This is a genomic window from Fodinibius sp. AD559, assembly GCF_052712805.1.
In genome coordinates, this window is record NZ_JBQPVW010000003.1 from 273,253 (window position 1) to 285,174 (window position 11,922).

12 protein-coding genes and 1 tRNA gene are annotated in these 11,922 nt (G+C 43.4%); 8 read left to right on the forward strand and 5 right to left on the reverse strand.

Annotated elements, in window-relative coordinates:
- Window positions 1–30: 30 nt before the first annotated feature.
- The 4 genes from ACQ4LT_RS06890 to ACQ4LT_RS06905 form a co-directional block, all read right to left on the reverse strand.
- Window positions 31–1,503 carry a lipopolysaccharide biosynthesis protein gene (locus ACQ4LT_RS06890; protein WP_445665295.1) on the reverse strand — a complete coding sequence of 491 codons (1,473 nt, stop codon included), beginning with the start codon at window positions 1,501–1,503 and terminating at the stop codon, window positions 31–33.
- 105 nt (window positions 1,504–1,608) lie between these two features.
- The gene (aroQ, locus tag ACQ4LT_RS06895; RefSeq protein WP_445665296.1) at window positions 1,609–2,037 is read right to left on the reverse strand and encodes a type II 3-dehydroquinate dehydratase; all 429 of its coding nucleotides are present in this window, start codon (window positions 2,035–2,037) and stop codon (window positions 1,609–1,611) included.
- Window positions 2,034–2,432 carry an HIT family protein gene (locus tag ACQ4LT_RS06900; RefSeq protein WP_445665297.1) on the reverse strand — a complete coding sequence of 133 codons (399 nt, stop codon included), beginning with the start codon at window positions 2,430–2,432 and terminating at the stop codon, window positions 2,034–2,036. The genes aroQ and ACQ4LT_RS06900 overlap by 4 nt, the downstream gene beginning before the upstream one ends.
- Window positions 2,433–2,567: 135 nt before the next feature.
- Window positions 2,568–3,524: an MBL fold metallo-hydrolase gene (locus ACQ4LT_RS06905; RefSeq protein ID WP_445665298.1), complete on the reverse strand. Its 957-nt coding sequence runs from the start codon at window positions 3,522–3,524 to the stop codon at window positions 2,568–2,570.
- Between the two features lie 168 nt (window positions 3,525–3,692).
- Between ACQ4LT_RS06905 and ACQ4LT_RS06910 the strand changes: the two genes are divergently transcribed.
- The 4 genes from ACQ4LT_RS06910 (at window position 3,693) to mscL (ending at window position 6,825) form a co-directional block, all read left to right on the forward strand.
- Window positions 3,693–3,765: transfer RNA gene (locus tag ACQ4LT_RS06910), tRNA-Lys, on the forward strand.
- A gap of 180 nt (window positions 3,766–3,945) precedes the next feature.
- Window positions 3,946–5,946 carry an ATP-dependent zinc metalloprotease FtsH gene (ftsH, locus tag ACQ4LT_RS06915; RefSeq protein ID WP_445665299.1) on the forward strand — a complete coding sequence of 667 codons (2,001 nt, stop codon included), beginning with the start codon at window positions 3,946–3,948 and terminating at the stop codon, window positions 5,944–5,946.
- 121 nt (window positions 5,947–6,067) lie between these two features.
- Window positions 6,068–6,244, forward strand: coding sequence for a hypothetical protein (locus ACQ4LT_RS06920; RefSeq protein WP_445665300.1), 177 nt, complete (start codon window positions 6,068–6,070; stop codon window positions 6,242–6,244).
- Between the two features lie 125 nt (window positions 6,245–6,369).
- A complete protein-coding gene (gene mscL, locus ACQ4LT_RS06925) occupies window positions 6,370–6,825 on the forward strand; it encodes a large-conductance mechanosensitive channel protein MscL (protein ID WP_445665301.1) in 456 nt (151 codons plus the stop codon).
- Window positions 6,826–6,906: 81 nt separating this feature from the next.
- Here the strand turns inward: mscL and ACQ4LT_RS06930 are convergent, their stop codons facing one another.
- On the reverse strand, window positions 6,907–8,457 hold the full coding sequence (locus tag ACQ4LT_RS06930; protein WP_445665302.1) for a Na+/H+ antiporter NhaC family protein: 1,551 nt from the start codon (window positions 8,455–8,457) through the stop codon (window positions 6,907–6,909).
- A 145-nt stretch (window positions 8,458–8,602) separates the two neighbouring features.
- Here ACQ4LT_RS06930 and ACQ4LT_RS06935 point away from each other — a divergent pair, with 145 nt between their 5' ends.
- From ACQ4LT_RS06935 to glpK, 4 genes are all read left to right on the forward strand, one after another.
- A complete protein-coding gene (locus ACQ4LT_RS06935) occupies window positions 8,603–9,370 on the forward strand; it encodes a lysophospholipid acyltransferase family protein (RefSeq protein ID WP_445665303.1) in 768 nt (255 codons plus the stop codon).
- A gap of 161 nt (window positions 9,371–9,531) precedes the next feature.
- Entirely contained in the window at window positions 9,532–9,684 is a 153-nt protein-coding gene (locus tag ACQ4LT_RS06940) for a hypothetical protein (RefSeq protein WP_445665304.1), read from the forward strand.
- A gap of 137 nt (window positions 9,685–9,821) precedes the next feature.
- Window positions 9,822–10,337, forward strand: coding sequence for a class IV adenylate cyclase (locus ACQ4LT_RS06945; protein WP_445665305.1), 516 nt, complete (start codon window positions 9,822–9,824; stop codon window positions 10,335–10,337).
- Between the two features lie 85 nt (window positions 10,338–10,422).
- On the forward strand, window positions 10,423–11,913 hold the full coding sequence (gene glpK / locus ACQ4LT_RS06950) for a glycerol kinase GlpK (protein WP_445665306.1): 1,491 nt from the start codon (window positions 10,423–10,425) through the stop codon (window positions 11,911–11,913).
- Window positions 11,914–11,922: the final 9 nt, after the last annotated feature.

Sequence of the window (11,922 nt, forward strand, 5' to 3'; positions counted from 1 at the left end):
AATTAAGAAAAGACTATAAGGGAAAATGGTCTATCTTTTTATGAAATACTTTGGTACTGCCAACAAGACCATTCCTGCACTCCCTACAAATAACATAAGGAAGCGACTTGTCCATTCCGACCCCATCCACCCTATTACCCACGGCAAGGCATACAATGAACAGGCAGCAATTAACATCATCAGAAATGTGCGCACGAGTTGATAATTAACGGGATATACGCTGACACTTTTGTAATAAAGCATCATCGCCATAGAGGCATAACTTATAAAGGTGGCATACGCTGAACCCATCATTCCGAAATAGGGAATCAGCAAAAGATTGGCTATCACCGTTATTCCCGCCCCTATAAGGGTAATAACAGGTAATATTTTGGTTTCCTCCTCGATAAAAATACCGGCCGAAAAGTTCATATACCAACCCTGAAACCAGTAGGCTCCCAACAGTACAGGTACTATACTAAGTCCTGACCAGTATTGTTCGCCCACCAAATACACATCCAACACCGGTACTTTTATCTGCACAATATGCTGGGCAAACAAGGCAACCACCAAAAAACATATTCCGGCAACTACGTTAAAGTACCTAAATACATCGCGGTAAAGTTGTGGAGCATCAGGATCGTCAGATTCTTGTAGAAAGAAAGGCTGCCACGCCATCCGAAACATCTGTACCAGCAACAGCATAAATACCGATAACTTATAACAAGCACTGTAGATACCCACTACATCGTCAGGCGTCATATTGGGACTGTAAAGTTCGGCTACCGTAGACTGTGACATGTAATTACCCAGGAAAAAACGGTCCAGCGTTTCGTTGATGGCATAACCAAGGCCCGCAGGTACGAAGGGTAATCCAAATTTTAATGCTTTTTGAAATATGGGCGTATCCCAACTACCTGAAAGCATCGGGGCAGTAGCTATCCATAAAGCAACTGCTGTTAATCCTGATGCTATGAGACTTGCAAAAAATACGGCTTCGATGCCCCATCCGAGTCCGAGGATCAGATAAAACTGGAGACCAACATTTACCAAAATATTGCCGGTTTTAAATATGGCAAACAACCACTGACGGCGCACCAATCGCAGCTCGGCAAAAGGGACCAGCACCATGGTATCGAACCAGAGGATACCGAGCATCATCCAATACAAGTTTTCGCTTCCGGTGGATTCCAGGCTCATGGCCGGCATTAGGGCGGGGGCAAGAAACACAAGCAATACAACCAAGACTGTGGAAAGTGCTCCCAATCCTATCTGCAGGGTTTTGAAAATATTTTTTGCCTGATCCCGATCTTTGGCGTAGCGCAGGTAGGCTGATTCCATCCCAAAGGTGAACACCACATTGAGGAACGCAAGACCGGCATAGACCAAACTCACCACCCCATACTCCGACGTGGGGAACACATCGGTATGCAGCGGCACCAGCAGGTAGCCAATAAAACGAGCCAGAACACTGCTAATCCCATAAATAAGCGTATCGGAAAGTAGTTCGCGTAGCTTTTTCAAATGGATACTGTTATTTCATAACTCTGTTGCAGATCCTGAAACGAGTTCAGGATGACACCCTGTTAGAATTTATTACTATTGATTTCTCGTTTTTACTCGAAATGACTACTTAATCAACTTCTCAAGAGCATGTACCCCAATAAGATAGCTTTGTTTCCCAAATCCGGTAATAATACCATCTGCTACTGCTCCCGTAAGCGTACGCTCTCGGAATTCTTCGCGGCCATGGATATTGGACAGATGCACTTCCACAATGGGGATATCAATTAAATCCAGGGCATCGCGGATAGCAACAGAGGTATGTGAGAACCCTCCACAGTTCACAATAACTCCATCAAAATTACTATCCATTAACGACTGAATAGCCTCGACCAGTTCTCCCTCTAAATTACTCTGAAAAAAGGTCATCTCATGCTCCGGAAACGAATCAATAAGCAACTGCTCAATATCTTCCAGCGTATCATTACCGTACTGCTCGGGATCACGCTTGCCAAGCATATTTAAATTGGGGCCATTAAGAACTGATATTTTCATAAAGACACCTCAGCTGTAATCTTTTCTTTCAGCTCGACCATTTGCTCCTCGCTGACCGACACATTATGTCCCAACGCCATCACCTGATTCTCCTTATATAACGGAATCAAATGCACGTGGGCATGCGGCACTTCCAATCCCTGGACAATTATTCCGGTTCGCAGCGGATTCAAACCTTTATCAATTGCTTTTGCTATATGTCTTGATACCGCCATGGTACTTTGCATCAGATCGTCCGGCAAATCAAAAAAGTAGTCAATCTCTTTTTTGGGAACCACCAGCGTGTGTCCCTCAGCAATGGGATTAATATCTAAAAAAGCGATATGTTCGTCGGTTTCGGCTACTTTGTGACAGGGAATTTCACCTTCAATAATTTTCGTAAATATCGTAGACATAGCAGTTAGCAGTTAGCAGTTAGCAGTTAGCAGTTAGCAGTTAGCAGAATCCCGATTGATTACCTTATTGTCAAATCACACGACCACAATTTTTCATTTTTAATCCCTAATTCATAATCCCAGTTCAGAAACTGCTTAGTTAGTAGCACGATAATTCATATTCGACTCATCAACTTCGATGGTACCTTCCTCTATGCCCCAGTCCAAATACCCAAGTACTTCTGACAGCACCAAAAACAGGGCTCCTTTCTTTATAGCGTCATCAAAAATATGATACGATAAACCCAAGAGTGTCATTGGCTTTTTTTGTAATAGTTGCTGGATTTTCTGATATCGCTTTTTGTGTTCGTTAAGATGATGATCGGCAACGGCTGCAGCATTTTCTATTATTTTTCCATGGCCGGGCAATACCAGTCCACCCTGCTCACGAATCCATTTAAGCGATTTCCGATACTGCAATAAACTCTTATTCCTTCTATCCGTTTCCACATCAAAATTTATAAGGGCATTCGTACTAATATGCTCCAACAGTAAATCCCCACCAAAAATAATACCGCTTTCATTTTTGAACGATACATGACCGGGAGCATGGCCGGGGGTATGCACAACTTCAAAAGAAAGCTCCCCGCTGCTAAGTACCTTTCCCTCTTCTATCCATTTAGGTTCAATCGCCAGCTGAAACTGCTGCAGCCAATCCAGCTGATTAACCATATTCTGAATATCATCTTTGGGAATACTATGCTTTTGAAAAAACGCTTCAAACAAATCCGCATCATCATTCCCACCAAAATTTGAACGCTCCAAGGGATGACCGAACACCGTTGCTCCCGCACGATCAGCAAGTCGCGCAGCCTGCCCGTGATGATCCGGATGCCCATGCGTAAGCCAAATCTCATCGATATCTTTGACCATTAGTCCCTGTTCACTTAAATGTTGACGAACACACTCAAAGGCATCATCGGTATATTGGCCGGTATCAACCAGTACCGTTTTCTCGTCATTTATCAAGTAGCTAAAAACATCGCCCACGGCAAATGGAGTGGGAATCTTAACAGGATAGATAGAATATTTTGTTAAAATATCGGGGTGCAACACACTTTTTGTTTAAATTCCAAAATACGTTGAAAGTACTATTTTTTTATCAAAACTGATGAATTTCTCTCCCTTTATTCTAAATAACAGGAAAATAAAATTTTACCTGATTTTTCCTTGAAATTAGTCGGGTGAAATCCGTATATTTGGAATCTGTTTTTGACCCGAGAGTCGGTAGCTCAGTTGGTAGAGCAACGCCCTTTTAAGGCGTGGGTCGTGGGTTCGATCCCCTCCCGACTCACAATATGCAATGAAACTCTCTCTAAGCCTCTGCTGGTTGATAGCCTCAGAGGCTTTTTTTGTATATTCCAGAGTAAAAAAGGAAAACGGTACAGAATCTTAGAATTTAAATACCGTTAACTTTCGTTAAATGTGATACATATTTATTCCAATTTTAGTTGATTTCATTTAATTCGTTTCTATGCCTGAGAATAAAAAGAAGCAAAACCCGAACAAAAACGATCAAAAAAAGAATAAAGGACTCCAGGGACCCGGAGGCAAGCATCAGTACACGTTTTACTGGATTATCTTAGCAGCGCTTTTTGGCTTTTGGTTATTCAGTTCGCAAAGCGGCGGAATTTTTGGCGGCCCTCCCACCATTGATTACAGTGAGTTTCGTAATCAAATCACCTCCGATAATGTCGAGAAGGTTCTTATTCAAGGTGAGCAAGTCACTGGTGATCTTAAAGAAGCAACACGACTTAAAGCAGCCGAGAACGATACCACCCACTATAAAAGTTTTAACACCTATCTTCCTTCTTTTGGGGATGATAAGTTGATGAGCATGCTCGAGGAACACGAGGTGAAGGTGGAAACACGGCCTAAAAGTGACTTTAACTGGTGGACCGTCTTACTCTGGGGTCTGCCTCTTATTTTCCTCATCATGATCGGCTTCCAGTTCTTCCGACAAATGCGCATGCAGGGACAAAATATGTTCAAGATCGGAGAAAGCAAGGCAAAGCTACAAGATGCTGAAAAAGTCAATACTACATTTGATGATGTCGCTGGTCTTGAAGGAGCCAAAACGGAACTTCAAGAGGTTGTCAGCTTTCTTAAAAATCCCGACAAATTTGATTCGCTGGGTGGAGAACTTCCCCGTGGTCTATTGATGGTGGGCCCTCCCGGTACCGGTAAAACATTACTTGCGCGAGCTGTAGCCGGCGAAGCGGGCGTACCATTTTTTACCATTACAGGTTCCGATTTTATGGAGATGTTCGTAGGTGTTGGCGCCAAGCGCGTTCGCGACATGTTCAACAAAGCCAAAGAAAAAGAACCTGCAATCATTTTTATTGATGAACTTGATTCCATCGGACGTAAGCGCGGAGCCGGACTTGGTGGTGGACATGACGAGCGAGAACAAACACTCAACCAACTACTCTCTGAACTCGACGGATTCGAGAAAAATGAAGGAGTAGTAGTAATGGCTGCAACCAACCGTCCTGATATTTTGGATAAGGCCTTGCTGCGTCCCGGCCGTTTTGACCGACAAATTACCGTACATCTTCCTACACAAGAACATCGCGAGGAAATCCTGGAAATCCACTCACAAAACAAGAAAATTTCAGATGATGTGGATCTTGAAGAAATTGCACGTTCGACTCCCGGCTTTAGCGGTGCCGATCTTGAAAACTTGCTCAATGAGGCTGCTCTTATTGCTGCACGATACGAACGTAAGGCTGTCGAACAACAGGATATCGACCAAGCCCGGGATAAAGTAATGATGGGACTAAAACGTGAAGGCATTAGGCTTACTGATCATGAGAAAAAGCTGTTAGCCTATCACGAGGCTGGTCATGCTATTGTTGCAGCAGTATTGCCTAACACTGATCCCATCCACAAGGTAACTGTAATTCCACGTGGCAAAGCAATGGGCGTAACTATACAGATGCCCGACAAAGAGAAGTACTTATACGAAAAGAAATACATGCTCGATCGTATGGCTGTTATGATGGGCGGACGTGCTGCAGAAAACCTCATTTTTGACACTGCCACCAGCGGGGCCGAAAACGATCTCAAACAGATTAGAAAGCTGGCGCGAAAGATGGTGCTCGACTGGGGTATGAGCGATAAATTTAACAACATCGCTTTCGGTAGCCAGCGCGAACAGGTATTCCTGGGTGAACAAATGGGTAGCTCAAAAGAATACAGCGAAAACACTGCCCGTGAAGTAGACGAGGAAGTTCTGAGGATACTTAAAGAAGCATATGATCGTGCAAGAACAGCCATTACTGAACACCGGGATATCTTGGATAAACTTGCTGATGAACTTATCGAACACGAAGAAGTTTCCGGTAAAAAAGTAATGGAATGGCTTAACGGATCAGCAGAAGATGAAAAAACAGTTGAAGAAGGTGATCAAGAGAAAGCAAAAGATGAAACTAAGTTAAAAGAGAACGAAGAAACTGCTGACGAGGAAGAATAACTGCTATATTCTTCAAGGTGTAGCGCATCTGAATGAATGCATTACAGTATCCATTTATGGAATTGTAATGCATTCATTCAGATGCAACTATCTTGTGTACTTTTAAAATAAAAGCACCTATATGATGACTGACTATAAAATTATCTTTGAGAGCGGAGTAACGATAGAAATTACAGCCGGAAGCATTGAGCTAAACGATGTCTTGGATAAAGTTGACGTTAAGGATGACGATGGCAAAGAGATAGAAGATGTATACCTAAACTTTGAGGATATTTCTGCTATAATTCCACAATCGTAAAACTTCCTACTATCCTCACAATCCAAAACAAGATAGTAAACCCCTTCCTATAGGTTTTTACCCCATATTTTTGTAAAGTTATTTTTGCAGAATCTAACTTTTATCAAAAACAATAAGAAGAAAATATGCTAAAAGAGTTTAAAGAGTTTGCCATTAAGGGGAATGTGGTGGATATGGCCGTGGGTATCATCATTGGCGCAGCTTTTACCGGTGTTGTCCAATCACTTGTTAAAGATCTATTAATGCCCCCGCTGGGATTGCTCATGGGGGGAGTCGATTTTTCGGAATTTTTTGTTGTACTCAAGGAAGGAAGTATCCCACCTCCATATGCTACCATATCTGCTGCCCAGGAAGTAGGAGCTGTCACCTTAAACTACGGACAATTTATTAACACAGCTATCAGTTTTGCTATCATAGCTTTTGCTGTATTTATTCTGATACGCTACATCAACAAGCTAAAACGACCGGAGGAAAAACCCGAGCCGGTTGCCCCTTCGATAAAGAAGTGCTCTTTCTGCTTTTCAGACATTCCTGTAAAAGCTACACGTTGTCCACATTGCACTTCGAAATTAGAAGGATAGCTTTTTTAAAGCTTTCAGAATCAAAATTTTCAGCAGTTAACCAGATTAAGAGTTTCCAAAACCCTTGGAGTTTTTAGCAATCTAAACGAACACTGCAACAATTAGCGTATATAATACGGCACCAATTCCCGCAGCCATAAGGGCCAGAGGAATCTGGGTTTTCACGTGATCCATTAAGTCACTACCGGTAGCCAATGACGAAAGAATAGTCGTATCAGAAATTGGCGAACACTGATCCCCAAAAACGCTGCCACCCACAACTGCTCCAAAGCAGAGCGTAATAAAGAATGGATCAGGCAATATAGCCCAAGCCAGCGGCATCGCTACCGGAAATACCACAGCATAAGTCCCAAATGACGTACCCGCTGCAAAAGCAATTAACATACATAATCCCATTAAAATAGCAGGTAAAAACATGGGAGCAATGGAATCGCCCACCAGGGCAACTACATACTCAGCCGTACCTACCGACTCAGCCACCTCTTTCAGCGTTACTGCTAAAGCTAACACAATTGCGCCAATGGTTACTCCTTTGCAGCCATCCACAAAACCATCCATTACTGTTTTCAGCTCCATCCCTTTCGCCAATGCCACAAACATTCCGGTCAACACAGCCAGCACAAAAGCCTCGGCAATAAGCAGCATAGGATCTTCGGTATTGCCCATAATATAAAAGGTAGTGATGTACGGGATGATAGCTACCCCTAGGAGCGTACCAATAGGACCAAAAAAATCAATCAATCCCGAATTATAATCTTCCGGAATATCCATTTCTGTCAGTTCTTTCGAGGACATCGGCTCAGAATCATCCCGATCAAGCTTTCCTGTTTCACGAGATCGTTTAATAGCGTCACGCATTTTCTTGCTCGGAATCCACGGCAGCAACTCCCAGGCAAAAAGCAGAGTCATCAAAAGGGCTAAAATGCCGTAAAAGTTGAAGGGAATAGCCTGAAAAAAGAATGCCACAGCATCTTGCGTGGTTTCGAAAAGTGGTATCGTTCCTACCACCAATCCACCGATATAGATGGGCCACACATTGAAAGGAATTACCGTAGCTGCAGGAGATGCCGTAGAATCTACCATATAGGAACTTTCTTCGTGCGAAACACCCTGTTCATCCGAAATAGGTCGCACGGTTGCTCCTGTTAAAACCGTACTGATTGTTCCGCCCTGGTGAAAAACCAACCCCATCATCCAGGTAAAGAACTTTGCGGATCTTGGTCCGCGTACGACTTTACTGCCGGCCCACTCGGCAAATCGTTCGGCGCCGCCGGTCCGCGTCCAGATCCCAATCAATCCGCCCAGCGACCATAGGTAGACCAGCAAAATTAGGGCAAAGTTCTCAGTTCCAATTGATGGTATCAGGTAGGCATCCACAATATTAATATTGCCGGAAATAAATCCCCCTAAAACAATACCTACAAACAGGGAACTAACTACCTCTTGGGTCCAAAAAGCTAACACAATGGCAATAAGGGGCGGCAGTACCGACCAAAATCCGTAATGGTCACCATATTGAGGAAGCTCACCGGCAAAGATAACTCCCAAAACAATTACAATAAGAGCAACAACAATGTTAATCCGGTTTCCTTTGGATAGCTGGCCAAGAATTGAGTTGTTTATATCCGTCATTCTCTATTTGGTTGGTGTTCAAAAGGTCAGTGCAATCTGTATAAAAGCCACCATCAAATCAAATGACATATTCTCGCAATAAATCATCATTTTACTATATTAGGTCTCAAGCTAATATATTTAGGTAGAATACATTAGGGACATTATGAGCTACTCGGATTTTGGCTTTAAAGAATACCTGCGTAGCATTCTGGCGGTTGCTACTTTTTTTCTGATCTTTCTGCTCTTTACCCCTATTATTCTATTTCTGCTTCTGATTTCCTTTGGCAAAGCCTCCAACTTTGTCGTCGAACAAATTGCCCCCATTATGGTACATCCCGTAATGTGGGTAAGCGGGATCTCTTTTAATGTTAAGATACATGCCGATGAGTTAACCAGCCCCGCCGTTTTTATTATCAATCACAGCTCTACACTCGATGTCCTTACCCTGCTGGCTCTGGGATTACCTAAAGTTCGTTTTGTCGCCAAATGGGAGTTTCAATACAATCCTATTTTTCTGATTTTGGGTCGACTCACCGGACAGATTTTTATTAAGCGCGGAAAAACTGAAGAGGCCATCCAAACGCTAAAGAAAACACACCGCCGAATTAAACGTGATAAGCTTTCTGTAATGATGGCCCCCGAAGGGTCACGCAAACATCCCGGCATAATCGGTCCATTTAAAAAAGGCCCCTTTCGAATGGCGATGGATTTGGACTACCCCATAGTACCTATCTATTTTGAAGGAAATCGTGACCTCAGCAAAGGAGGAACCATGATTACTAAGTCAGGACAAGTTACCGCTCACATTCACGAAGCCATTGACGTTTCGGGCTGGACCGTTGATAACTTGTCAGAGCATATTAAAGAAGTACGAAACCAATATTTAGAATGGGCCGGGGTTGAAGAAGATGACGTACGACCAATTGCGTGAAACTTAAATTTCGGTAGTAGGACTCTCTCAAAACGTTAAAATTGGAACGAGATGAGACATAGACTAAGAAAAACTCACAGTTAATGAGTTCAAATCAGATATCAAATTCACGGTTTTAACAAAGGGCCTTGAATTGTGTAATGACGCCAAAGGATACGTTTATGGATTTTGTACTGGTGGCCAATATATTGCTGAACCTTCAATACAAAAGACCATCAAAATCCATGTATCCTGCTGACGGAATTGATCTCACAATTCATCGCCTTGATTTTTTTAGTACCTTTTGGATCAAGCCAAAAGGTACACCTCAATAGTATTCCCAGATTAACTTATTTTACCTCAAAACTTCATAGAAGAGCTATTGACCTGAAATGGGAACCTATAATCAAATGATTCAATCCTCCTGAGCTCCTTCTCCAAGGAGGAACTCTTAAAACCACACAAAATAATAATGAGTATCCTTAACATCGAAATAAAAGCCCACTGCGATCAGCCCGATCGTATCCGTAAAATACTTAACAGGCACAATGCTGATTTCAAAGGCACCGATCACCAAGTTGATACCTATTTTGAAGTACCGGAAGGAAGGCTAAAGCTGCGCCAGGGTACCATCGAGAACAACCTCATTTTTTATACACGGGATAACCAATCCGGACCCAAGGCTTCTAACATTAATCTGGTTCCAGCCGAACATCCACAAAAACTACGAGCACTGCTCGACAATGCACTTGGAACTAAGGTAGTAGTGGATAAACAGCGAGAGATTTACTTCATCGACAACGTAAAATTTCATATTGATCAGGTTAAAGAGCTCGGCAGTTTTATAGAAATCGAAGCCATCGATGAAGATGGCACTATCGGGGAAGAAAAGCTTCGTGAGCAATGCCAACAATATCTTGAGCTGTTTGAAATTACCGACGAGCAACTAATTGCTCATTCCTATTCCGATATGCTCTTGGAAAATTAATTTCACTTCTTCACCAACAACACTTTCTTTTCTATCCCTCAGTTAGTTACTTGCATCTACAATTGGCCCACAAATAACTACTGCTATGAAATATATATTATCATTAGATCAAGGAACTACAAGTTCGAGGGCCATTCTGTTCGACCATCACGGAGCAATCAAAGCCATAGCTCAAAAAGAAATTGAGCAAATCTTTCCACAACCCGGCTGGGTAGAACACGGTCCCAATGAAATCTGGTCGTCACAGGCCAGCGTCGCCGCCGAAGTAGTTACAAAAGCTGATATCCGCCCCAATCAGATAGCAGCCATCGGTATTACCAATCAGCGTGAGACGATCATCGTTTGGGATCGTAAAACCGGCAAACCCATCTATAATGCCATCGTCTGGCAAGATCGGAGAACCGCACCAACAACTGACCGGCTTAAGGATGAAGATCTTGAAGAAACCTTTCAATCAAAGACAGGACTGGTGCTCGATCCCTATTTTTCGGGCACAAAAATTAAATGGATCTTAGATAACGTAGATGACGCTCGTCAAAAGGCGGAACATGGTGACCTTCTTTTTGGTACCGTAGACTCGTGGCTGATCTGGAAAATGACGGGCGGCCAAAAGCACGTCACCGATGTCACCAATGCCAGCCGAACATTGCTTTACAATATCCACGACCACAAATGGGATGAGGGGCTTTTAGAAATATTGGACATCCCCAAATCAATACTGCCCAAGGTGAAATCATGCAGTGAGATTTACGGACATACCGCCGGAAATATTTTTGCAGCCGAAATTCCTATAGCCGGTATTGCGGGAGATCAGCAAGCGGCCCTATTTGGACAAATGTGTAACCAAAAAGGGATGGCTAAAAACACCTATGGTACCGGCTGTTTCATGCTGATGAACACCGGACAGCAACCTATCGCTTCCCAAAACAAATTACTTACCACTATTGCCTGGCAAATCAACGGAACCACCGAATACGCACTTGAAGGAAGCGTATTTATAGGCGGAGCAGTTGTGCAATGGCTTCGGGACGGACTCGGAATCATCAATGATTCATCAGAAATAGAAGAGCTCGCCTCCCAAGCTGATAGCACAGACGGTATTTACCTGGTGCCTGCCTTTTCGGGCTTAGGGGCCCCACACTGGGATCCGCATGCCCGTGGTACCATCATTGGGATTACGCGCGGCACCGATGGATCTCACATCGCCCGGGCGGCCTTAGAAGCTATCGCCTTTCAATCTGCTGATCTGCTTAAAGCAATGGTAGCAGATTCGGGTATTGAGCTCAAAGAACTTCGCGTCGACGGCGGAGCCTCAGTGAACAAACTGCTGATGCAATTTCAGGCCAATATCCTGGGCGTGCCAGTTGTGCGGCCTAAAACAACCGAAACTACAGCTTTGGGTGCTGCCTATTTAGCTGGACTTGGCGTAGGATTTTGGGATGATATTTCCAGCATTGCCAACCAGTGGAAGGCCGATATCACTTTTTCACCCAGCATGGATGACCAAAAAATTTTGGACCACTACGCCGGATGGCATCGGGCCGTCGAACGTGCCAAAGGATGGAAACAAGAATAAATATTCACC

Excerpts from the sequence above, each read along its gene's own strand:
- aroQ (WP_445665296.1), bottom strand. The coding sequence starts at position 2,037 with ATGAAAATATCAGTTCTTAATGGCCCCAATTTAAATATGCTTGGCAAG.
- ACQ4LT_RS06900 (WP_445665297.1), bottom strand. The coding sequence starts at position 2,432 with ATGTCTACGATATTTACGAAAATTATTGAAGGTGAAATTCCCTGTCAC.
- ftsH (WP_445665299.1), top strand. The coding sequence starts at position 3,946 with ATGCCTGAGAATAAAAAGAAGCAAAACCCGAACAAAAACGATCAAAAA.
- ACQ4LT_RS06920 (WP_445665300.1), top strand. The coding sequence starts at position 6,068 with ATGATGACTGACTATAAAATTATCTTTGAGAGCGGAGTAACGATAGAA.
- mscL (WP_445665301.1), top strand. The coding sequence starts at position 6,370 with ATGCTAAAAGAGTTTAAAGAGTTTGCCATTAAGGGGAATGTGGTGGAT.
- ACQ4LT_RS06930 (WP_445665302.1), bottom strand. The coding sequence starts at position 8,457 with ATGACGGATATAAACAACTCAATTCTTGGCCAGCTATCCAAAGGAAAC.
- ACQ4LT_RS06935 (WP_445665303.1), top strand. The coding sequence starts at position 8,603 with ATGAGCTACTCGGATTTTGGCTTTAAAGAATACCTGCGTAGCATTCTG.
- ACQ4LT_RS06940 (WP_445665304.1), top strand. The coding sequence starts at position 9,532 with ATGGATTTTGTACTGGTGGCCAATATATTGCTGAACCTTCAATACAAA.
- ACQ4LT_RS06945 (WP_445665305.1), top strand. The coding sequence starts at position 9,822 with ATGAGTATCCTTAACATCGAAATAAAAGCCCACTGCGATCAGCCCGAT.
- glpK (WP_445665306.1), top strand. The coding sequence starts at position 10,423 with ATGAAATATATATTATCATTAGATCAAGGAACTACAAGTTCGAGGGCC.